Origin of the sequence: Ruegeria sp. HKCCD7559 (assembly GCF_013110575.1) — a bacterium.
GTDB lineage: Bacteria > Pseudomonadota > Alphaproteobacteria > Rhodobacterales > Rhodobacteraceae > Ruegeria.
Map to the genome: position 1 here is coordinate 57,585 of NZ_WVQU01000010.1, position 22,074 is coordinate 79,658.

25 protein-coding genes are annotated in these 22,074 nt (G+C 57.3%); 5 read left to right on the forward strand and 20 right to left on the reverse strand.

Features of this window, described 5'->3' with window-relative positions; genetic code table 11:
• Positions 1-62: 62 nt before the first annotated feature.
• The 14 genes from GS605_RS18875 to GS605_RS18940 form a co-directional block, all read right to left on the reverse strand.
• Positions 63-1,352: a TrbI/VirB10 family protein gene (locus GS605_RS18875; protein ID WP_171724973.1), complete on the reverse strand. Its 1,290-nt coding sequence runs from the start codon at positions 1,350-1,352 to the stop codon at positions 63-65.
• Positions 1,352-2,176, reverse strand: coding sequence for a TrbG/VirB9 family P-type conjugative transfer protein (locus GS605_RS18880; protein WP_171724974.1), 825 nt, complete (start codon positions 2,174-2,176; stop codon positions 1,352-1,354). Before GS605_RS18880 ends, GS605_RS18875 begins: the two co-directional genes overlap by 1 nt.
• Complete coding sequence (locus tag GS605_RS18885) at positions 2,176-2,913, reverse strand: virB8 family protein (RefSeq protein WP_171724975.1); 738 nt, start codon at positions 2,911-2,913, stop codon at positions 2,176-2,178. Before GS605_RS18885 ends, GS605_RS18880 begins: the two co-directional genes overlap by 1 nt.
• Before the next feature lie 60 nt (positions 2,914-2,973).
• Entirely contained in the window at positions 2,974-4,053 is a 1,080-nt protein-coding gene (locus tag GS605_RS18890) for a type IV secretion system protein (RefSeq protein WP_171724976.1), read from the reverse strand.
• Positions 4,050-4,436, reverse strand: a complete 387-nt coding sequence (locus GS605_RS18895; protein ID WP_171724977.1) for a hypothetical protein — start codon at positions 4,434-4,436, stop codon at positions 4,050-4,052. The genes GS605_RS18890 and GS605_RS18895 overlap by 4 nt, the downstream gene beginning before the upstream one ends.
• The gene (locus tag GS605_RS18900; RefSeq protein WP_171724978.1) at positions 4,436-5,194 is read right to left on the reverse strand and encodes a type IV secretion system protein; all 759 of its coding nucleotides are present in this window, start codon (positions 5,192-5,194) and stop codon (positions 4,436-4,438) included. The genes GS605_RS18895 and GS605_RS18900 overlap by 1 nt, the downstream gene beginning before the upstream one ends.
• Before the next feature lie 24 nt (positions 5,195-5,218).
• Positions 5,219-5,398, reverse strand: a complete 180-nt coding sequence (locus GS605_RS18905; protein ID WP_171724979.1) for a hypothetical protein — start codon at positions 5,396-5,398, stop codon at positions 5,219-5,221.
• A 12-nt stretch (positions 5,399-5,410) separates the two neighbouring features.
• Positions 5,411-7,837: a hypothetical protein gene (locus GS605_RS18910; protein ID WP_171724980.1), complete on the reverse strand. Its 2,427-nt coding sequence runs from the start codon at positions 7,835-7,837 to the stop codon at positions 5,411-5,413.
• Between the two features lies 1 nt (position 7,838).
• Positions 7,839-8,129: a VirB3 family type IV secretion system protein gene (locus GS605_RS18915; protein ID WP_171724981.1), complete on the reverse strand. Its 291-nt coding sequence runs from the start codon at positions 8,127-8,129 to the stop codon at positions 7,839-7,841.
• Complete coding sequence (locus tag GS605_RS18920; RefSeq protein WP_171724982.1) at positions 8,129-8,431, reverse strand: TrbC/VirB2 family protein; 303 nt, start codon at positions 8,429-8,431, stop codon at positions 8,129-8,131. Before GS605_RS18920 ends, GS605_RS18915 begins: the two co-directional genes overlap by 1 nt.
• A 225-nt stretch (positions 8,432-8,656) precedes the next feature.
• Positions 8,657-9,295 (reverse strand): lytic transglycosylase domain-containing protein, encoded by a 639-nt coding sequence (locus GS605_RS18925; RefSeq protein ID WP_209227442.1) that lies wholly within the window; start codon positions 9,293-9,295, stop codon positions 8,657-8,659.
• Entirely contained in the window at positions 9,288-10,637 is a 1,350-nt protein-coding gene (locus tag GS605_RS18930; RefSeq protein ID WP_171724983.1) for a DUF1173 family protein, read from the reverse strand. The genes GS605_RS18925 and GS605_RS18930 overlap by 8 nt, the downstream gene beginning before the upstream one ends.
• 593 nt (positions 10,638-11,230) lie before the next feature.
• Complete coding sequence (locus GS605_RS18935) at positions 11,231-11,644, reverse strand: thermonuclease family protein (protein WP_171724984.1); 414 nt, start codon at positions 11,642-11,644, stop codon at positions 11,231-11,233.
• 117 nt (positions 11,645-11,761) lie between these two features.
• Positions 11,762-12,115 (reverse strand): hypothetical protein, encoded by a 354-nt coding sequence (locus GS605_RS18940; RefSeq protein WP_170717111.1) that lies wholly within the window; start codon positions 12,113-12,115, stop codon positions 11,762-11,764.
• 424 nt (positions 12,116-12,539) lie between these two features.
• On the opposite strand from GS605_RS18940, the gene GS605_RS18945 reads away from it, so the two are divergent.
• Positions 12,540-13,055: a hypothetical protein gene (locus GS605_RS18945; protein WP_171724985.1), complete on the forward strand. Its 516-nt coding sequence runs from the start codon at positions 12,540-12,542 to the stop codon at positions 13,053-13,055.
• A 42-nt stretch (positions 13,056-13,097) separates the two neighbouring features.
• On the opposite strand, the gene GS605_RS18950 is transcribed toward GS605_RS18945, so the two are convergent.
• The 3 genes from GS605_RS18950 to GS605_RS18960 form a co-directional block, all read right to left on the reverse strand.
• Entirely contained in the window at positions 13,098-14,081 is a 984-nt protein-coding gene (locus GS605_RS18950; protein ID WP_171724986.1) for an alpha/beta hydrolase, read from the reverse strand.
• Positions 14,074-15,708, reverse strand: coding sequence for an RcgA family putative transporter (locus tag GS605_RS18955; protein ID WP_171724987.1), 1,635 nt, complete (start codon positions 15,706-15,708; stop codon positions 14,074-14,076). The genes GS605_RS18950 and GS605_RS18955 overlap by 8 nt, the downstream gene beginning before the upstream one ends.
• 648 nt (positions 15,709-16,356) lie before the next feature.
• Positions 16,357-16,776: a MerR family transcriptional regulator gene (locus tag GS605_RS18960; RefSeq protein ID WP_170417953.1), complete on the reverse strand. Its 420-nt coding sequence runs from the start codon at positions 16,774-16,776 to the stop codon at positions 16,357-16,359.
• A gap of 37 nt (positions 16,777-16,813) precedes the next feature.
• Between GS605_RS18960 and GS605_RS18965 the strand changes: the two genes are divergently transcribed.
• Positions 16,814-17,245: a hypothetical protein gene (locus GS605_RS18965; protein WP_253283354.1), complete on the forward strand. Its 432-nt coding sequence runs from the start codon at positions 16,814-16,816 to the stop codon at positions 17,243-17,245.
• A 4-nt stretch (positions 17,246-17,249) separates the two neighbouring features.
• Positions 17,250-17,468, forward strand: a complete 219-nt coding sequence (locus GS605_RS21115) for a GDCCVxC domain-containing (seleno)protein (protein ID WP_237215937.1) — start codon at positions 17,250-17,252, stop codon at positions 17,466-17,468.
• A gap of 211 nt (positions 17,469-17,679) precedes the next feature.
• Here GS605_RS21115 and GS605_RS18970 read toward each other — a convergent pair whose 3' ends face one another.
• Together GS605_RS18970 and GS605_RS18975 are read right to left on the reverse strand one after the other, a co-directional pair.
• A complete protein-coding gene (locus GS605_RS18970) occupies positions 17,680-18,156 on the reverse strand; it encodes a DUF411 domain-containing protein (RefSeq protein WP_170417950.1) in 477 nt (158 codons plus the stop codon).
• A gap of 284 nt (positions 18,157-18,440) precedes the next feature.
• On the reverse strand, positions 18,441-18,854 hold the full coding sequence (locus GS605_RS18975; protein ID WP_170417943.1) for a heavy metal-responsive transcriptional regulator: 414 nt from the start codon (positions 18,852-18,854) through the stop codon (positions 18,441-18,443).
• An 89-nt stretch (positions 18,855-18,943) separates the two neighbouring features.
• On the opposite strand from GS605_RS18975, the gene GS605_RS18980 reads away from it, so the two are divergent.
• Both GS605_RS18980 and GS605_RS18985 read left to right on the forward strand, forming a co-directional pair.
• The gene (locus tag GS605_RS18980; RefSeq protein ID WP_170417940.1) at positions 18,944-19,972 is read left to right on the forward strand and encodes a lysylphosphatidylglycerol synthase domain-containing protein; all 1,029 of its coding nucleotides are present in this window, start codon (positions 18,944-18,946) and stop codon (positions 19,970-19,972) included.
• Positions 19,959-21,209: an MFS transporter gene (locus GS605_RS18985; RefSeq protein WP_170417937.1), complete on the forward strand. Its 1,251-nt coding sequence runs from the start codon at positions 19,959-19,961 to the stop codon at positions 21,207-21,209. The genes GS605_RS18980 and GS605_RS18985 overlap by 14 nt, the downstream gene beginning before the upstream one ends.
• A 292-nt stretch (positions 21,210-21,501) precedes the next feature.
• On the opposite strand, the gene petA is transcribed toward GS605_RS18985, so the two are convergent.
• Positions 21,502-22,050 (reverse strand): ubiquinol-cytochrome c reductase iron-sulfur subunit, encoded by a 549-nt coding sequence (gene petA / locus GS605_RS18990; protein WP_050605700.1) that lies wholly within the window; start codon positions 22,048-22,050, stop codon positions 21,502-21,504.
• Positions 22,051-22,074 lie beyond the last annotated feature (24 nt).

Genomic DNA, 22,074 nt, shown 5'->3' on the forward strand with positions numbered 1-22,074 from the left:
AGCTCGAAATCGCTGCGGGGCACAACCCATGTTGCGCCCCGCGTGGAATGATGCTCATGCCGTCACATATAGAGGTCTCGCGATACGAACACGTTGATGTTCTCGCCCTGATTCACCCAGATCGTGGGCGGAATCGACAGGTACTCTTCAAAGGCATCCTGACCGGAATTCGCAAAGCCATCGGTTCCTGTGGACAGATCGTTCTCGCTCAGAGTGCGATTGCCGAAGCTGGAAATCCCCGAAAAGATCGAGATGAAGAACGCCGCTTCAAACTTGAGGCCAAAGTGGTGCTGCACATTGCCTGTCAGACCGGCGCGGCCCAGACCGTCGACGCCGCGCGAGCCAATCATGATGGAACGCTTATCCGTCGTGATCACCCGGTTCCAGGCCACCAGAACCCGGCGCTGACCAAGAGAGATATCCGACGAATATTCACCAATCAGCGTTGAGCCTTTGGGGATCAGGATCGTGGTCGCATCCGCTGACCACACATCCCGGCTTATGGTGGCTTTCAGTTCACCGGGAAGATCGGACGATATTGCTGTATCCAGAACGCCCGGAATCATGGTGCCTTGTGTGATCAGACGATGGACAACCTGCAGCTGCGTGGCCCGCGACGTTTGGACGGTACGAGACGCAGCGGCATCGAGGAAGTCGTTGCCCGTACTGTTATTCGCATTGCCGCCAGCACCCGCCCCAGCAGCACTGCGTCCAAGGCTATTGGTCAAAGGCTGGGTCAACCGGTCTTCTTCAGCCGCAACGGCATCCTGTACCGCATCGCCTTGCTGTGCCGCTTCAGACGCTTGGCCAGGTTCTGCAATCTGCCTGTTCGCTTGAATCCGCGCGAGCAATTCCCGTTGCCGGCGTTCATCCGCAAGCCGATCCTCTTCCAGCTTTTTCAGGAATGCCTCAAGGGCCTTTTCTTGCCGTTCGGTGCGTTTTTCGAGCGCTGCGAGGGTCGCTGCATCCAGATCCGAGGCGGGCGCTTGTGGGGCGGCCTCCTCAACAGGCGCCTCGGCCTGCGCCGCTTTAATTAACTCGCGCAGTTCGGCCAGCTCAGCCTCCAGAATGGCAACGCGTGGGTCAGGCTCTTGCTCGACCTGGGGCGTTGGTTCCGTTGGCACGGTTCCAAATAGGCTGCCCCCTTGATTGCGCTGATCCGGCGTCTCGTTGACTTCGGGAATGATGCTGCCGCCTCGGCCGGTGTCATCCCCGCCGCCATTGATCCAGAGGAACAGGCCAACAAAGGCAACCAATGCACCGATGCCGAGGATCATGGGCAGGTTCAGACCGCTTTTTTCTTCCTCAGAGCCTTCGATGCGGTTTTCAAGCAGTTTGTTTTTCTCGGACATCAGCGGTTCTCCCCACCTTGACGTGAATTGCGCTGTGACGTTGACGACGAAACCCTGCGGGGCTTTTTCGGGTCGCGGTTCTGGTCGACTTCATAGAGAGGGATGTTGAACACGCAGACCACATATGGCCCGTCGCGCAGGATCAGGCGCGGATAAACACCGGTCACAACAATGGTGCCATCTGCCAGATCCGTTGAGTTGACCAGACGTTCGCGCCCTTTGGCGTCCATGGCAAAGACGGCAGGCCGCACGCTTTGCTGTTTCAGGCGCAGATAGGTCTTGCGCCCATCATCAAAGGCCACTTCCGGCCGCAACAACCTGTCACCGCTTGCACTGTATTGCAGATTGGCAGGCCGTCCGGTGGTGTTGAATGCAGTCTGGATATTGCCAGCCTGCCGGGGCTTGTAACGCTTTTTCTGATCCGGATAGCTGAACCGATAAAGAAACCCGACATTGTCCGGTGGCCCGGCTTCATGCGCCTGAAGGAGAAACACATAGCTGCGCAGGTTGGTTTGCAGAATGAGGTTGCTCGCCTGCGTGGTGGCATGTTTGGCCTTCAGGACAAAGCCGTTGCCAGCGGTCAGAGGGATAAAGTCCCAGGTCTTCGGATCGCCCCGAACTTCATCGACCATCTGTTCACCGTCCTGGAGGTGAATGCTGAGAGCATAACCCCGCGACACATCGATCTTGTATACCTCGTCAGGGTGATACACGAGGGTGCGTACGCGCGCGTCCGTGCGGGTACCCCGTCCTTTTTGTTCAGCTGAGACAGAGGCCGCGCCAAGCGACATCATCACTGCCACAGTGCAAATCAAACGCAGCATCATCGCGCCTCCTCATCCAGTCGGTAATTGGTGACGCAGAAGCCGGTCGGGTTTTCCCAGCGTTCTTCCAGCGTCATGTTTCCGGTGCGGTCGAACTCGTACCCCATGGACACAACGAAATTGCGCTCCGAGACGGGTGCGCCTTGCTGCGCCCGTGCGCTTTTCGTCATGCGCAGCGTGGCCGAGTTTCCATTGTTCAGTGTGACCGATCGAATGCGGACATCCACACGCCCATAGCTGCCGTAGATGTTCATTGGGCTGTTAGGGTTTTCTTCGTTGTAGAGCGCCGCCAGATCCTCAGCCGCGCCGCCGCATGTCTGGCCATAGACCAGGTTCAGGCGGTCGCGCTGATCGTGCGCGTCATAGGTTTCCCGGTCGCGGGCGTACTGGAACAACAGCGCTTGGGTGACATACTCGTCATCATCCAATGTGAGGTTGCCCAGGCGCGATTCCACATTGACCAGGCCGGTATGTTTGTCGACGGTCATTGTGATGGGCACAACCTGTTTGAGCGGAGCCAGACCCATGACGGCCGCAACGCCCATAACCCCGATCAGAGTACCGATCCCTCCGACGATATAGGCATTTCGTGCCCTGCGCCGCATGGACAGATACAGTTCATCTTCCCAGCGATCATGACCGTCATGAATGGTGGTTGTATCGGGCAGGGGAGCGCCCTGATATTGCCCGTCAGGATTGAGCGGATCGGGCCTTAAATCTGCTGCTGCATGTTGCATCTGGTGACTCCTCGTCTGTTGCGGGGCCAGCCCGCCAGCGGTTTTTTGGAAAATTTTAGATCAGCTTCTGCGCCGTCGTGCGTCTTCTGCCATGCGTTCGGCTCCGCGCCTTACGGAGTCGCGAATGCGCTGATTATTGGCTTCTGTTGTGGATGGCCTGTCGGCCTCATTCGCCGCACTTGCGCGTTGGTTGGAGACATCGCCCAGGTTGTTGCCACCGGACTGGCCACCTGTGAGCCTACCGCCCAAGAGCTTTGCTCCGGTCAGACCAGCGCCCTTGACCTGCGATTCACCAAGGCTCAATGCTGCGCCGCCAATCCGCTGCGCAATCATCGGACAGATCAGCAGCAACCCGGCTGTGATCCCGCTGATGCCTGCGAGCTTGAACATTTCCAACGGAATGTCAGCGCCAGATTGAACACCTGCTGTCACCGCGTCCGATACATTCTCGGTTGCTGCCAGTGCTATGCCCATGACGCCAAAGAGTAGGACCTGAAACAGAACCAGCATGGTCACGCCGCGCACCCACCCGTTGAATATTTCCGCTGAACTACGAAGGTATGCCCAGACGGCGAGCACCGGGAAGATCGCCAGAAGTATTGCCAGCAGAACCTTGGATGCTACGAGCAGGGCGAGAGCGATCACGATCATCGCGAGGATTGCAGCAGCCGCCAACAATGCAAACAGCAGCACGCCAAGGGCATCTCCCGCGATATAATCCGTCACACCGTAAGACCCCATGGCGGTTACAATGTTATTGAACGAAACCTCCGCCACATTGGCAAAGGCGGAGGCGATACTGCCAGCGTCTCCATCCCCCCCAAACTCGCTGATGATTGTGTTGCCGACATTGACGGGAAATTGCGTGATGAAAGGATAAATGTATTGGGTCCAGAGCGCGCCGCCGGACACCGCCAAATAGAACAGTGAAAATCGGAAAACGAAGGTGATAAAGCCGTCAAGCGAGAAGCTGCCCCGGTAAGCCGCCGTGACCGCCCAGACCGCCAATGCAGCCCCGGCGAGCAATGTCAGGAATTGGGCGCTGGGGGTCGCAAGCGCCTGAAACACCTGCTGCGACCCACCGTTGATAATGTTGTCAAAACTCTGATCGGTGCCAACAAGGAAATCTCTGATGCTCATGATCCATCATTCCTTTTTCTGTATTTCAGGATGCAATCGTTCATGGATTTCTGAGAGGCCCTTTGCGCGTCAGATGCGAGCCCGAACTCGTCAGAAATTTCCTCAACAGTCATGCCCATCAGGTCTTCGTCAATTTCGACCTCTTCCGTGATACGCACATCTGGTTTCGGCATGGGTTCGTTTGCAGCAAATGCGGCTTCGCATTTATCAGCGAAAGCGAACCTCACTTCAGCCGCTTTGCGCGCGATAGATACATTCCATGCTTTGCTTAGGCGTGATTGTTCGCGCTTTTCGTCTGCCGTCAAAGCCAGGGACGGTTGTCCCGCCGCCAAAGTAGTGGCGATGGTAGCTGCGATGAGGAGGGTGGAGGTGGGGAAGCGCATCAGTTTGATCCTTCAGGTCTGTACGCCTGACGCGCGACGATATCCGAACCGCGCAGACGCTGGTTAACGATTGCGGCGTCCAGCTGACCTTGAGCAGAGAGGGTCTGCAACAAAGTGGCGAGCATCATGCCGTTCTCAACCGCTATGCGTGTGTTCAGATCAATGCTAGCTTTCAGATCTTCGGTCGCGGAAATCTGCTCACGGTAGCCGTCATAGCGCTCCATCGCTTCGCCGGCCCCGGCAAAGCCTTCCTCGGCAATTGCGAGCCCTGCCATGCTCGAACCGGAGAGCAGATCATGTGACCTTGTGGCTGGATCTTCCGCCGAACGCCCCAGCGCCTGCAGCCCGCTCAACGGCTGGAAATCGACCTTCAGTGCTTCCATGTGGTTGCTCAGGCGGTTGTTTACCGAATTGCCGGTCATGGAGAGTGTTGATAGGGACGAGGACAGCTTGCGTGGCGTGATATCTCCATTAAACAGATTTCCGATGGTGTCGCGGGCACCAGTGATCGCGTTGTGGGTTGCCCGCGCCTGGCGCAACTGTTCCTGGAGTTCATTCAGCTGTAACTGGGCATTGTCGAGCATCTGCGTGTTCAGACCAACCATTTCGCCGCTCGAATTGAGCAGCGCGATCAGTTCGGCATGTTCCGTGACGCTATAGGTTGGCACACCCTGAGCGTGGGCGTTGTCGGCTGTCCCGACAAATCCGGCCAGTGCAAGGGCAACAACTGCAGCGGTGTTTTGGAGAATGGTCTTCATTGTCTCGTCCTTTCAGAGGAGGGGTCAGATTTTGCCGATGCTGAGCGGCGGTGTGGTGGCAAGGCCAGTCTGAGGGACCGGTTCTGCGTCTGCGATATTGCAATTGGCCTTCAGCTCGCGGGGCGGATCGAGAGCATCACCGGTAATGGTGCAGGCTCCGAGAAGCGGCAGGCTAAAGGCAACGAAAACAAGTTTGCGGATCATTGGGGGGTCTCCTCAAGGGGCTTTGGGGGTCATGAAGGCATCGCGCCAGCCGTCTTCGCCGTACTCGGCACGCAGCTGGTCCATCTCGGCAACGCTGTCCCCTGTGGCGGACAAGACCCGGTAGAATTGCTCGGGAAGCTCAAGGCGCGTCGAGACCACGGCTGACCCGTCTCCGTCATTGATCAGCACCAGACGGGATTTTGGTGGCATGGATGAAACAGCGCTGAACTCGGCCTCAGTAAGCCGGAACGCGTCAACATAGGTTTTGCGATCCGCTTTGGGGTTGGCAAAGAAGACGCGGTTTTCCGTCGACTGGATCAGCGTGTCCGAAATAGAGGATTTGGCTGCGTCTGATGTCTCCTGCGTCATGAACACCAGAATGCCATCGAGTTTACGGATGGTTTTGATCCAGTCCTGAATGCGCGGCCCAAACCGGGGATCGTCAAACAATGCCCAGGCTTCATCCACCATGATGATCAGCGGCTTGCCTTCGGCCAGTTTGCGCTCGATCCGGTAAAACAGGTAATCCAACAGGGGCAGGCGGATATCCGACGCTTTCAGCAGTGCCGTCATGTCAAAGGCGGTGACGGCTTGATCCAGGCTGAAACTGTCCTCTGCATTATCAAACAGCCAAGCGCGACTGCCGGTCCCATACCACTTGCTGAGCGCATCGAGCAGCTGGACAGGCGCGTCCGCATCATCCACAGACCGCAACGTGTCGGCAAAATCAGAGAAAGTGCGCAGGGTGGGATCACTCGATGCAAGGCGGCGCAGACCAATAGCGATCCGCCGTTCCTGTTCCGGGGTGAGTTTGTCCGCGCCGGTCAGGCGTTGAATGAAGCCCTCCAGCCATTCGATCCCAACCTCATCGGTAGCAACCGCAAACGGGTTAAAGCCGAGGTTCATGCCGGATTTCAACTCAAGGTATGTGCCGCCAATCGCCCGGATGAAAGTTTCTGATCCTCGATCTTTGTCAAAGGCAATGAGGTGCGGGTGTTCGGGCAGGCGGTAACAGCTGGACATCAGGAAGTTCGCCAACAGGGTTTTGCCTTCACCCGTCGCCCCAAAGATGGCTGTGGTTCCTGGTCCCTTGGATTTGTCAGAGCCTTCGCGGTGGAAAGAGAACCAATAAGGCGTACCGCCCAGCGTTCGGAACGCGGCCACAGGGCCACCCCAGCGCAACTTTTCCCGCGATCCCGTCGGCCAGGAATGCAAGTTGGCGAAATCGGCAAAGTTCTTGTCGGACACAAGGCGCTTTTTGCTGCGGGTCTGATAGGCGAAGTTACCGGGCAGCTGCGCCCACCAGGCCGCCTCTAACCCGATATCCTCGCGCCGCGTGCGCAAATCCGCGCCCGTCAGGCAGGAGTTCACACGCGTCGCCGCATCTTCCATCTCGTCGCGCGTGTCACCCAGAACAGAAACTGTGAAGTGATGCCGCCCGATGGACATGGCACGGGAGGCAACCGCGTCTCGCGCCTCATTCAGATCTTTCTGCAGCGACTCCGCCTCATCGCCTGCATCAGCCATGCCGCGTTTGGCATCACGGATTTTGGTGCCGCCCGACACGCGGTCCATCGGCGAATAGCATTGCGTTGCAATGAACTCGCAGCGCTCGCCCAGAAGCTCATCGAACATGTAGTATTTCGAGCGCTCGGGATAAGCATTGACCGCAAAGACAGCCGCAAAACGATCTTTGTCCCCACCCGGCGACAGGTTGTGAACATGGTCTTTGCGGAAGGTGATGCGCCCATTCGGAACGGCATCGGCCAAATGGGTCCAGACGGGTGGGGCCTTTTGCCAAATCCCGCTTTGCAGCATCGAGAGAAATGACAGCGTGCGGCTGCGATCTGCCTCTGTTCCGGTGAGCCTGCGCGCGCCAAACACCGACAGATCCCGCATGGCCTGTTCTGTTGCCATGTGCAGAGCCTTGCGGTTCTTGGTGCGAGCAGCCGTGGTAGCCGGGTCTGATGCTGCCGCGCGGAAAGACCGCAGCCCGGCATCCAACAGCCGCTTGCCGCTGGAGTAAGGACGGCGAACGATCGTCAGGAAATGGCGCAGCTGATAAGTTTCGTCCTCGTCCAGTTGGGCGCGATAGTGATGATCCAGGTCTTCGGAAAAGCCGGGGCCGTTTACAGGGGGTAGCGTGTCGGACAGCTTCACTTTGGTGCGGATGATATGGCTATAGAACGCTGTCCGATTGTCTTCAAAGCTGGAGGCCAACCGGGCCAATGTGTCATTGGCGGCTTTGATCGCGGCCCGGTCAGCGGTTTCGTGGATGAACCCCTTCAGTTCCAACACCGCCACCAGATCACCGTTGCGGGTGGTGAATGTCCCGTCCTGCAGGAAACGCACAAACGGGATATGTGTGGTGGCGGGCACCTCACGCGCGGCGCGGCGCGCAGATGGCATGGCCTTTCGTATCTCGGGGTGCATGTTCATGTCAGTCTCCGGCGTAAGAATTGCCGCCCCAGAAGGGCTTGTTTGGGGTGAACAGTTTGCAGTCGGCCATGGTCGCCACGTGATCCGGCAGGTACGGATCGACGCTCACAATCCAGCGGGCAGCGGCATAAGACGGGGCGATGGCGAACAATCCCCAGAAGCCCACAAAGCCCTGCGTCATGATGAACGTCATCAGGGGAATGCTGAGCGCCACAATGTGAAACGTCATCGGCATCCCGGCCTTCTCTGAAGGCCGGGTAATCGCCTGGAATATGCGGTTGTCATCGCTCATCAGGTCGCAAAGCCCTGGATGGCTTCGGCAATGCCAAACGCACCGTAGAAGATGCCCAACACGACGAGGATCACAAAGAAATGGCCCCATGTGACCGGCACGCGCGGGCTGGCGGCCGAGATACCGGCCAGCGCAATGGCAGCGCCCCCGAGCAGAATACCATTGGCGCCGGTCACAAAGGTGCGGATCTGGGTCAGGATGGACACCGGCGCATCAAATAAGGACTGCGCCATGGCCGGGCTGCTGAACGCCACGAGGGCCAGCACGGTCAGCAAAGCGACGTTTTGAGGGTTGCGTTTCATATAGATAGCCTCCTTGGGTTTAACGGCGGGGTTTTGTGGGGCTCACTGACCTGAGTTGAAAACACGACGCAGAATGAGCAACGTGACGGGGTTGGTAAGGATCAAAAACAGACCCACAAAACGACCCACCACGGGAGGCTGAAGCGCGCCAGCACTGCCTCTGCCTTCTGTCGCAATCTGCCTGGAAATCGGATCATTCGGCTTGGTCTCCCTGGATTGGGGTGTTCAGGCGTCGGGCGGAAGCCCGGCCCCTTCGAGAACGGTTGCGACGTAGTGGGTGGTTTCAGAGAAGGGCGGAACGCCCTCATAGCGTTCGACGGCTCCGGGCCCGGCGTTGTAGGCGGCGAGCGCCAGACGCCATGTGCCGAACTTCAGGAACATGGCCTTGAGATACCGCGCGCCGCCATCGAGGTTCTGCACCGGGTCATGCGGATCTACCCCAAGGGCGGCGGCAGTCGGCGGCATCAGCTGGGCTAAGCCAAGCGCGCCTTTGGGGCTGACCGCGTTGGTATTCCAGCGGCTTTCCTGATGCACCAGCGCATGAAACAGCGGCACCGGAACACCGTGGCGTTTGGCGGCGCGCTCCGCTTCATCAGCCCATTCGCCCTTTGCGCGCGGGGTTGCATTCCTTGAGACGACCTGTTCATTGTTGCCGCCTTCCTCATATCTGAGGCAAACCATTGCACCTGCCCGGAATGACGGTTCCAGGCAGGTGCGGGCGGGGGCGGTCACACACAGCAAGCGCCCACCACTCAGCAGCGGGCCATCACGGCCCGCACAAATTGCGGCCTCGTCATTCTGGGCGAATGCCGGGGCTGCTACTGTCGATAGAAAAGCAAGAGCAAAGAATGTGGCTTTAGCCATGGTCGCTTGCTCCTTTAGGAAGAATGGGGCTATCCCAGATCGTGTCGCGCTCATCGCCCGATGCGCGGCGCTCATTTGCCGGTGATGGCCTCACACTCTTACCGGCAGCGCCCCCCTCCGGTGTTCGTGAGTGATGGCTGGAGGGGGACGCGCCACGATCCGGGAACGGGCTCATCGGCCCATCGTCAATCCAGCACCAGCTCGCATACCGGCCTTCTTCAGAGGCTTTGGTGAGGAGCGCCAGCGCCCCGGCATCGTCGGGATTATCGGCAACAAAAACGGCAATTGGATCTGTCGTATCCAGCAGCACAGCCGATGCGATCGGTGCGTCCACCGGCAGGTTGAACCGCAATTGCTTTTGAAACGCGCGGCTCTGTTCGGTCAGCGCATTCAGCACTTCCAGTTCGCGCATGCCTTCAAACGGAATCCAGTTCTCCGTCACCAGCATCATGCCGATTTCATGCAGAACCGGATAACCCGCCTTTGCGATAGAAAAGCTGGCTATCAGGATGGCATGACCGGACCCCATCGCTTCAAGAAGCAGCAGCTGTTCCCCAAACACCTTATCGAATTTCTTGGACAGATCTTCATCGGCAAAGAATGCGCAATCGGGGGCGTGTTTGAAGATGAACCTCGCCCCGTGTGGCGTCGTTTCCTTGCCCTTGTATTCTGCGACAACCAGGCCAAACGGGGTTGCGCTGCGACCCGCTGGCCGCAGGTTGGCAAAGACCCGGTTCCGTCTGGCCGCTATCTCCGCTTTGTTCTCAGGTTTGAAGTATTCCGGCACAAAGAGAACGCGGGACAAATCTTGCCCTTTGACGATCTTGCCTGACGCTGCCCGGCGCAGCGCATGATGGATCACGCCCCAAAACCGCTTGCCCTCCATCTTTGGATACCACTTGCCCAGGTCCGCCTCATGCCAGAGGAATTGCAGCACGCTCGTGATGGTCAGTTTGCGCGGCGCAACCTTGGCCTCTGTGGGTTTTGCGGCGGTCTGTTCGGGGGCGGTGCGGCTCTTGCTGTTCTTGCGCAGAGGGAAGCCCAACTTGAGCGTGGTGGTGCCATCGTCAGGATCTTCGGTGATGGCCGATGCCTGGACCTGTGCCAGTCCCGAGAGTTCTTCAGGTGGCAGGAAGGACGGGCAATCAATCGCATGATCTGACCCGGTGCACGGCATCCGTTTAACGATGAACTTGCCAGCGGTCGCCGCGATATACATCTCAGGTGCGGGCATCCGGCACCGGCATTCAACGCGCGTTCCGGCGCTGTGCGCAGCCGTCAGGGCGCGTTGTCCCGCTTTGCTATCAACCACCAGCGGTTTGTGATTCAGAAAAAGGGTCATTCTGGCGCCTCCAGAATGCTCTGAGGCGTGTTGACAAATCCGTGATCGGATTTGTTTTCGTATTGGTTTGAAAGGGTTGCGTTCGGTAGCTTTGAAGAGGCCGAGCTCGCTGTGTTGTGGGCTCCGGTTATGTGGTGGATGCAGTCCCATCTGGGTCTCGCCACGCTCTCTCTTCGGTGTAGCACCACATGCATCGAAGAGAGTTTGGCGAGAAGAATGCCTGGTATGAGTTTGATGGTGTCGAATGTCACGGCCATCACTTCTCCGTTCTCCCAATTAGGTCAACAGTTTTTACATAATAAGTCTTATGAGGTGCGGTTGTTGCGTAGAGCGCACGCCTATCGGACCCCTGAAGACCGTTCAGAAGTCGTTATTGCGTTCCGGACCCAGGGCATTGACTCCGGCGCAAATGCTGTCCTTTTTAGGAGCAGCATCGAGGGTTGCTGTATTCTTCATCGCTTATGGTTCTCTCTTGATGTTTGGGGAATGCCCCGGGCTTGGGGCGTTTCTGGTCCTGTCGATTGCGCCAACAACCGACAGGACCGTTCCTTGCTCGATTAGTTTCCTTCCTCTTGCAGCATTCTATTCTCCAATCAGATGCACCAGGACTGGCGTTTGCCGCCGCTGTATGGTCGTGCAAGACCCTCAGAAATCAGAGTCTTTCCAACGTCACTTCCGCCTGCACGGCCAACCGCCAGAAAGCGGCCATGCCTGTCGACGTCAATTTCAGCTTCGAGATAGATGTGCCCGGCTGTTTGGATGAGTTCAGTGAGCCGTTTTTTGGCTTTCAAACCCAGTGCCTTTTCGGCAGCACACTGTGGTCGGTAGGTCTCTGGGGTATCGAAACCAACAAGCCGGTAGCGGTCATCGCCATGGTCAATCGTATCGCCGTCAATGACGAGCACGTCAGAGGCTGACACCTTCAACGTCGGTTTTCGAGCCCCAACCAGATCTGCCAGGATTGCTGCGCCGAGCAGTACAGCCGCCATATAAAGAAGCTTTTTCACCTGGCTTGCCCTCCCAGTGGGATCGCAATGCCAGATCGGCGCAAGACTTGATCTAATGTTCCAGCTAGCTGGACCTGCTTACTTCGGTTTTTAGGACAACTCGAAAACGGCGCGACCTCAGTCCTCGTCTTCTTCCTTGTCGAAATCCAGGTTGATCTGCCCCCGTACACCATCTGTCGTGATGGTGAGATCATTGTGCAGAGTAATGTCACTGCCCTGCCTAAACCGGCTGTGAAAATTGAAGAGGCCCGGGAACAATGACAGTCTTCGGGGAACAACCCCTTGCGACGTCGCCCTTTCAGAGATGAGGACGTTATCCTTTCCGTCATAGCGGTAGATGCAAATGTATTGCGGACGCCCATTTTGCCCCAGCTCGACTAGGTCATACCGAAACTCATAGTCCTTACCAGATGCATCAAGGTCTCGTGCTTCACCTTGGGTGATCAATGGAAAGTTCTTTCTGTGCGGCATGGTCGTCCCCCTATGGGACGACTTCTTACATTCTTTCGAATTCTCCGAAAGTTCTGATCTGGTAATTTCAATACTGCAAAATTTTAAATTTGCAAAACAGAAAATAAGGTGATCTAACGTTTTTGCAGAATTCAGCGCAAACGATCATGAAATTACTGCTCCTCGAAAGGACCACACCATGTTTCGACTGAAGCTACTGGGATGCACATCAGCTATCGCTCTAGGTTTCACCGCTCCTGTAGACGCCTACCCAATCGACTGTGCGATCTTCTTATGCCTTGCTGGAGGGTGGCCGAGTTCACCAGATTGCAATGCCGCTCGAGCCGAGTTCATCCGGCGGATCACCCCCTTGCCAGTTGAACCGCCGCTTCAACTCTGGCGATGCCCAATGGGAGTGACATCAGGTTCCACTGGCATGTCACCCATGCAGCGCCTCGAAGCCATCAAATCATCAAGCGCCAACCCGGTTCCAGAACTACCCGGGAGCGATAACAATACCTCTCAAATTGTAGAGGTTAGTTTTACTGCGAATTCTTGGCCCACGAGCGATATTACAAATGCATCGGAAAGGATGAACCTCGAAACAAACGAGACGCTGTTGGCAACTGTCGGTGCTGGGTCCCCTGCCCTTCCCGAGCCCACGCTGACAAACGTGAATTTAGCCTCTCCCGATTTCGATGTGGTCCGGTCCATACGGGTGTGGCACGTCCGTCACTACAGCTACAAAGTACGTGAACGCGAAGGGCCTTGCGAAACCCGCTTGGATATGGATATCGGCACATATGACGACAACGCCAGTTTCAGCTGGTCCGACCGTGCACCTGGTCCGCGTCTTGCGTGGCTCCCCTTGTATCGACAATGTCCTAGCTACTTCCGCGGTGTTGGTGTGGAGTGGTCGGACAGTTTTGGCCGCTACGACTATTTGCTCGTGCCTTACTAGCGAACACACACGCTAGCTGTCTGTTCGTGGCCGAAACACGGCCTATGAGGTCGACGCTATCGGCATGTCTTTGTTTGTTGAGCCGAAAAGCTCACAAATTTGAGCCAACACGTTTTCGCGAACACTTGGCACCTCATACAAGACGTCGTGGCGCGCGTTTTGCATCAGCTCCAGTTTCCCATTGGGCCAGCCTGCCATTCTTTCCTTGATTGCGGGGATTGCGACGATTTCGTCCTCAGCGCCACAGAACGTGAGACACGGAATGCTAGGAGACTTCAGCTTAGAAAGTGTTCGAGTTTCTTTGAGGGCCTGGAACAACCAAGACATACTTGGTCCGCCAATCTGCTGGTCAGGCAGAGATTCCGAAACGTTCTGATAATAGTGGTACATACCAGGGTCATGTGTCAGTCGGTTGTCGTCGAAATCCGTTGTCAGCACATAGCTCTCGCCACGGGTACCGGGGGCATAGGTGGCACCTTTTCCAAGAGCTTGAAACGCGCCTGACAGAGGCCATGCTCCGAGTCGTTGCAGTGTCGGTAAGTTAATGTCCCACAGGGGGGCTGTGAACGCGCATGCTGAAACTGGAAGACCTTCGATTATCGCACGCAGACCGACGCATGCGCCAAGGGAGTGCCCAATGAGGTACCAAGGCTGAGGCAGATTGAGAGACTTAGCCGCTTCTACTGCGGCCGCAACGTCCTTCTGGTAGTCAGAGAATCTGACGACATGGCCCATCATCGGATCTTCGGCGAGCCTCTCGGAAAGTCCCTGACCGCGCCAATCAACCGCGAACGCAGTGTAGCCGGCGCAATGAAGATACTCGACGGTTCGTCCGTATTTTTCGATGTTTTCCGTTCGCCCTTGAAACAGAAAGACAGTACCTTTGGATGGTTCATCTGTCGGCCAGTGGGCCACCCTGAGACGAACATTATCATCGGCATGAGCCCAATAGGCGCGCACATCTGATGGACCTTCCGCCACTTCAGGATGAATGGGGGCATTTTCCAAAACATTCGTTTTAAGCATCTAGTTCTCTCGTTTTTTTTACATGCGGTCGGGCAAGGGTGGGTCGAGCAATGAAACATGCAGCCAAGGCCAGGGCGGCAATCATTAGGATTGTGAAGCCGGGAAACACACCAATGAGCATATAGGTCACCGTCAACAGGAGTAGGACCCCGTACATCGCCATCAAGGATGAGCTTTCCGCATTCTCGCCATTCAGCAGCCCCAGGCTGGTAACCGCTTTCCGTATTCTGGCCGTGCAGATCACAAACACTGCGAAAATCACAAGAAGACAGAAGAAGCTGTAGTAGAAACCCGGCACATTCTGGTGGAAGCCGTATCCGTTAAAATGCGGGCCGCTGCTCCGAAAAGGGGCTCGCAGATCGGCTGCCAACCATCCAACAATCTCCCTGCTGTCCGAGAGCAGGAAGCTGGCCTGAAGCTTCATCAAGATGGTGATCATCAGGCCCAATGAACAACACCGGAAAACTCCAACAATCAGGGCGTCGCCGATCCTTGCCAGGCACCGCCGCTGTTCTTCAGCCCCATCGTGGGCGAGGCTCGCAGAAAAATCGACGACATCATCGGTGAGCGTGTAGAGGACGATCAATCCGGCAAAGAACAGATAGGACCCAAAAGCATTCAGAAGAAAGACGAGCCCGGAGAAAACAACGGCGTTCGGAACTGAAACCAGATCAGGTTGGAAGATCGCAATTCTCCCCCAGTCCACCGGCCAGTTCCCTGCGTTCCCAGTTAGCAACGGGATCAGGTATGTTTCCACCCAGTTGAAAGCTGAGGCTATCAAAACGGTCACAACAAACACTGCCCAACAGACATAGGACATTGCTGTAACCCTGCTTGCCCAACTTTTGCTTGGTGATGTGGTTTTCAACCTAGTCACTAAGTCAGGTCGCCATTCTTCCTTCCACTGCTTTAACATATGGATCAACACGGCGAAGTAGATTGGCAGAAGTATGAGGAAAACAATTGTCCAATTCGGTGCCCACAAAAACCCGACTTGCTTTGTCGTACCAGTCGGAAGTTCGAAAAGAACGCTGTGAATGTTCAATGAAAACGACATCAGCCCCAATGCAGTGGCGGCGGCGAACACGACGGCAGGCAAGCCCAATGAAGAACGAGCACTGAACACCGCTTCCGTTCGTCCCGCCAGTCCAGGTATCCGCTTTGGTTCCAATGTAAAATGGCGGTTCTCTGTAGTCGCAATCGCAGCTTGGTCGCCGCTCTGGGAAGCACCATCAGAGAGGTTCGCTTCACGCTTTTGAGCACTCCGCATCTCTCTTCGCTTTGTCGACAAACGCCTGTTGGCGGTATTGAGTTCTGCCCTCCACGCGGCGATGGCGTCAGGATCGTCACAGCCGAATACACGCGCCAGCCAATGAATGTTGTCTGCGCTAATGCCTTTGTCATTGTCCTGAAACCAATGCTGAACGGTCCGCAGGTCTACACCCGTTTTGTTGGATTCGAACTGCGAGATTGTGCTGGCAAGAAGTTCTGGCGTCCAGGACCCGACTGGTAGTCCGGACTCATCGGTCGGAAGACCAGCGCCGACAGACATCAAGTACTTAAAGAGTTCTTTGATGTCGCTGCCGTTGTTCGGCGGAGGAACAAAATATTTCCCTCGCTTGGTCAATGGCTTCCACGCTTTCGTTTCGTTCCATTTCGTCCTGTGTCGTTTCGTTTCGTGCGATTGTCAACGAGCCGAGATACTCAGCTATAAGTTGAGCAATATCCCGCTTCGATTTCTGGGGCGGGTCGCTAAAATCGAACAGTCGAAAGTCCCCTACCCTTCGCTTGACGCTGGGGTTTGAGGAATGGACCTGCAGGATACCAAGGAACGAAAATGCAGTCACAGCAACCAAGCGAGCGCGCAAAAAGAGGCGAACCGATTATTGAGGTGCAAGACGCCCATACAGGCAAAACAGTGGCGCTCGTCTACGCATGGGACAACGGGCAGGTAAGTGTCGCGTCAAACAGCGGATTAAAGGTGGTGGAACTTTCTCCCTCCGCACGCCTTCGTCTTTAAGAAACTGGTCCTTTTAACGGCTACAAAGGTAAGAGGCGCCAATTGCACATAATTTCGCTTATGCTTCCGCAATCTGTAGCCGCAAAGCTCAAATGTCACCCATGAGCAATTCAGGAATGTCACTCTCGCCTGCGATGAGGACAGGCAGAGAGTTCGGGCATGGGGTGGGTAATGATGAGCGAGCCGGATTTGAGCCGCATTGTAGTCTTTCCGCAAACTGAGTTGGCCAGATTCGATCCTTTCCGGGCGTTGCAATTAGGTGTCGTTTATTTTTTCTTTGGCGATAGGCTCGTTGAGCAACGCCGTTAGCAGGGGGCATGAGGCCGTACCCTCGGTGCAGGTCTGCACAAGTTCTGCCAGTGCTTGCTCCAACCGTTGGAGGGCGGCGATTTTTGACCTGACGTTGTCGAGATGTCTTGTTGCGACGTCTTCGACGTCACGACAAGCTTGCTCGGGCGCTTTGGACAATTCGCGAAGTGCGCATGCACCCTGAATGGTAAAGCCAAGATCGCGGCAGCGTTTGATGAATCTGAGCTCGGAGATTTCCCGTTCCGTGTATGCGCGGCGTCCCGAGGCGGTTCGACCGGCTTTCTCGACTATGCCTTCCCGTTCGTAGTAGCGGATCGTCTCGACCGACAGACCGGTCAATCTCGCCGCTTCGCCAATCGCAATCATGTGATGACCTTTCCCTTGAACCTGTAGCTACTACAGGGTGCATGTTGTCGGTCATGATGTCGAATTTCACATACCGCGCGAAGCAAAAATCGAGGAAGTCGAACCGGCTTCCGCTCGAGTTCGTCAAAGCCGGAGAAAGCTGACCATGAGCAAGTTTGTTGGCGCAAGCTTTCTTGGATCGTTTACCGCACTTGGCGTTGCGACCTGCTGCATCTTGCCGATGGCCTTGATTTTGCTTGGCTTGGGAGGGAGCTGGCTGGCCGTATTCGGCAAGATCGCCGCCGCGAGTTATTACGTGCTCGGCGGTTCGACGGCCCTGCTGTTTCTCTCTGGCATCGTCGCGTATCGCCGTGGTTCGCTCGACCGCTTCAAATGGTGGCTGACAGGCAGTTTTGCGTTGACGGCCATCGCTTGGGTTATCGTGCTCAACGAAATCCGAATAAATGATTTCCTGATAACCTTGATGTGACGCCATGAGTGAAAAGCACCCGAACCTTGTCAGCACGATCATCTGCCCGGAATGTGGACATTCAAGGCCTGAAACGATGCCAACAGACGCGTGCCAGTGGTTCTACGAATGCACATCTTGCGGAAAAGTCCTGAAGCCACTTCCCGGCGATTGCTGCGTCTACTGTTCCTACGGATCGGCCCCATGCCCGCCAATTCAGGCGGGCGACAAATGCTGCGGTTGATACGGCGACCGGGATGTCGGTTTTGTCCGCAAAGCCGGTCATCAGGCTTTGCGGACGCAGGTATTTTTTCACCGTAGGCTGGAACTTGCCCGGTAGGACAAGGCAGGCGTGAAGTCACGGATCAACTGGTTTGCCGTGAAGAATGTCACGTAAACCAGGCAGCAGAAGCGAGCGCCGTGTTTGTCAGGATCTTGCCAGCGCCATCGGGAAATTATGCGGCCGGGTAGCTGGCGAACACCTCTGTGGTTCCATCCTTGCGGATCAGAAAGACGTCGAAGGCTTCGCGTTCACTTTCCGGCCCCATGCCCGGTGAGCCGAAAGGCATTCCCGGAACCGACAGTCCGACAGCATTCGGGCGTTCGCCCAGCAGGCGCCGAATGTCAGCGGATGGGACGTGTCCTTCGATCATGTAGCCCTCCACGCGACCCGTGTGGCATGACATCATGCCCTCCGGAATCCCATTGGCGGTTTTGTAAGCGTTCAAGGCCTCCCAAGCACTGTTTTCCACGCCTACTTCAAAACCTTCCGCCCGCATGATTTTGATCCACGATCCGCAGCACCCACAATTCGGATCCTTCAGGACATGGATTGAGGGACCGGTTTTCGCGAAGGCGGGAAGCGCCGCGCTGCACGCAATTGCCGCGGCTCCTTGCATCAAGCGGCGGCGGCTCAGGTTATTCATTGTCATGTTCCCTCTTGGGTAAACTTGTCTTAAACCGATATAAAATCGCACCGGTAGGATAAAAGCTGGACCGCATTTACAGGGCCGACTTGTCCGTCACCCTCCGACACTCATCAGATATGGCTTTCTGGGCGACGCAGGGATTTCTCACAATGATCTGGCGCAAACTCTGCTCGGAAGCGGAACCCTCGCTCTCCTTTTTTCGCTGCACCTGCCGTTCTGGGTCCTGCTTGGCAATAACCCGGTTCGCAAGCAACGCCGCTACCCTCCGTTCAAGGCCGGAATTGCGCCTATTTCTCACTGCTGCGTTCTATGGCGCCCACGATCGAACAGTTCTGAATTCCACCACGCCCCGGACACGCCGCGATCAGCTCGTCCAGATTGTTCCTCAACCGTGCAAGCCCTTCGATCCGTTCCTGAATTTCGTCCCGCTTTTTGCGCGCTCTGGCCTGCATCGCGACGCACTCGGTATTTGGTGCCGTGCGCAACTCCAAAATTTCCGCGATTTCTGCCAGCGAAAATCCGAGCTTCTTAGCGCCGGATATGAATTTCAGCCGCCAAAGCGTGTCACCACCATAGTCCCGCGCGCCGCCGTCAATTGGGCGCGGCGGCTGAGTGACAAGGCCCTTCTTTTCATAAAATCTGATCGTCTCGACGCCTATCCCGGTCTCGCGCGCGGCCTGGCCGATCTTGAGTGGTTGCATCGCAGTCTCCCTCCGTCACCGTCATCTTGACACCGTATCATGATACGGAGGTTAAAACATTGAGGTCTTGGTAGTTGCGAGGATGTCAAATGCGGACCTTCCTGAAACGGTGGCTGCTGCCGATATTCGGCTCCGCCCTGGCGCTCTATCTGGTGTTTGCGCTCTACGGCAGCCTCGATTTTGCGCTGTTTCTGCAGGGCCTGCGCGGAGCCAACATGTTCTGGATCGCGATTCTTGCCGCCACCATCCTGCTGGAGCAGCTGATGAGCGGCTGGAAGTGGCGGCAGATCCTGTTCGACGTGAAACCCGTCGGCACCCTGCGGCTGACGGGGGCGCTACTGGCAGGTTATGGCGCAAATGTCCTTGTCCCGCTCGGCATCAGCCCGCTGGTCCGGGCCTGGCTGGTTGCCCGGCTCGACCGCTTGAAGATGGCGACCGTGCTTGCAACCGCGATCATCGCCCGGTTCCTCGACGGCGTCGTTTTCGCCCTTTTTGCCGGAGCGGTGGCCGCCGCCGGCCAGATTCCACAGATCGAGGGTGACCTGCGGCTGGGATTGAGCGTTGCGGGCCTGTTGAACCTGATGCTTTTCGGCAGCCTGCTTTGGGTTCTGTTCCGGTTCCGCGCGTCACTTCTGAGCGAGGACCCTCTGGTCTGCCGACTCTTCGACTGGGCTGCCGCCCGCATCGGGGCCGATGGCGCGTATCTGCGCACCGCGCTCGGTGAAGGGATCGTCTGGCCACAGGCACGGGCCCGCCGCGTCGCCGCCATTGCCGCAGCCATTGCGGGTAAGCTGGTGGCGACAACCCATTTCCTGTGGGCCGGGCTGGCGGTTGGCGTGGTGCTGAGCGCGTGGGATTACCTGTTCCTGATGGTGTTTGCCGGGTTCGCCATGGTTCTGGGTCGTTTCGTGCGCATCCCGGCGAGCTTTGTCTTTGGGGCGGGGTTCGCGCTCAAGGTGCTTGGCGTTCCGGACGAAACCGCCCTTCTGATGATCCTGTTCAACTATGTGCTGACGATCCTTCTGGTGGTCGGGATCGGCCTGACGGTGTTGTGGCAGAGCGGCATCGACATCCGCCGCGCCCGGGCGGAGGCAGAGGCGGCGAATGGCAAGGCGTAATCCCGAAGACACGAGATTTTGGCGCATCGCCGGTGCTGGTGCGGTGTTTCAGGGCGGGTCGGCGGCGGTGGACAGCGCGACGGTGGTGGCCAGTCTGGTGCATATGCTGACCGGTAGCGCGCTGGCCGTGGGCTATGCCAGCACGGTCCTGCGTCTTGGCTGGCTGCTGCCCCAGTTCGCGGTGGGCTACCTCGCCGAGCGCACCGATCGGCGGATGCCGTTCTACGCCCTTGGTGCCTATGGGCGGGCGATCACGGTCGCGATGATCGGTATTCTTCTGTGGTGGGGGGCCGACTGGCCTCAGGTCGATTGGCCTCCGGTTCCGCTGGCGCTCGGGATGCTGGGATTGTGGACGGTCTATGCCTTTGTCAGCGGCGTGGTCGCGGTGCCCTACAACGACATCGTCGGCCGGGCGATCCCGTCCGAGCGCCGCAGCCGGATGTTGGCCTGGCGCTTTTTCGGCGGCGGTGTTCTGGCGGTTCTGGTGGCGGGCTTTCTGCGACACGCGCTCGACGTGATGCCGCCGCTCAGGGCCTATGCGCTGATCTTCTGGCTCGGCGCGGTGCTGATGATCGTCTCTGCGACGCTTTTTGTCTCCGCGGGTGAGCCCGCTACCGCTGCAAGGGCGCCACGGGACCGTCCTGCCAATCTGTCTGGATTTCTGCGCGAAGGTTTCTCGACGCTGCGGCAGGACCACCGGTTCCGGCTGTTCCTGATCTTCCAATGGCTTGGTGCAGCGACGCTGATGGCGTTGCCGTTCTATGTCGTTGCCGCCAGCCGCAGCGGCCTCGGGGCGGCGGATGTCGGAACGCTGTTGGCGGCGCAGACTGTCGGCGCGCTGGCCTCGAATCCGCTCTGGGGCCACATCGGAGACCAGGCGGGCAAATTGCGCCTGCTGGGGATAGTGGCACTGGTGCGTCTCGGACCTCCGGTGCTGGTTTTGCTGCTTGTGGTCACGGGTTCGGGGCTGACCGGTTTCGCGGTGCTGTTCTTCCTGATCGGCGCGATGATGAACGGGGTGACCATCGGCTATCTCGGCTATTTGCTGGAGATCTCGCCCGACGACCGCCGCCCGGCCTATTCCGCGTGGTTCAACAGCTTTGCGGCCCCGGCGGCGCTGGCGCCGCTTGTGGGCGGTGTGGTGGTCAGCATGATCGCCATCGAAGCCGTGTTCATCGCTGCGATCCTGGCCGCGCTGGGACAGGTCGCGATCGCCGCGCGGCTGACACGGGGTTGAAATAGCACCTTGTTCAGGACCAAAGCGTTTCCTCTCAACCCGCAATTCAGATGCGATCCTGTCAAAAGGCAAGATGGCATGTCTAAACATGGGCGAAGCAGAAAACGTTGAGCGCAGCGATTAGAATTGTTCCGTTCAGAACATGACGGCGAGGTCTCTTCTCGAAAACTCCAGAAAGCGGGGTACATGTCGAATTCCGCCACATAGCATCGCGGCGCTGATCGAGGGATATTCGAGGACTGACAAACGAACTTGGTGAGGCACGCGCCTCTGAACAAAGTTCACCGCGCCGTCACCCAATTTTGACCCGTGTGTCGGTGACGAACTCGTAAGGGGGCAGATCGAGGTTGCGGGGCGCGGGGCCTTTCCGAATTCTGCCAGACGTGTCGTAATGTGAACCGTGACACGGACAGAACCAACCGTCCCAGTCTCCGGTGGGTTCGCTGCCGCCCTGCCCGAGTGGTATGCATCCCAGATGGGTGCAAACGCCAATAACTACCAGCCATTCCGGTCGCTGTACGCGCTCGGCGTCAGGTTGCGGGTCGATCATTGGTGCATCGTCTTCTGCTATCGCCAGCGCGATCCGCTCTTTAGTCCGGTGGTCGATAAAGATCGGCTTGCCTTTCCATTTAACAGTGATCCTCGTTCCTGGTCCGACACCTTCAAGATCTATGTCGACAACGGCTTGGGCGGAGATGTCTGCACTGGGGTTCATGCTGTTAACAAGTGGCCAGACCGCCGCGCCCGTGGCCACGATGGCGGCACCGCCGGTGACGAAGTATAAGAAATCGCGCCGAGTTTCAGGCTCTGAAGGTGCCTGTCTTTCAGAAAATTCAGACATATTGTTCCTCCTGTGCGTCAGGAC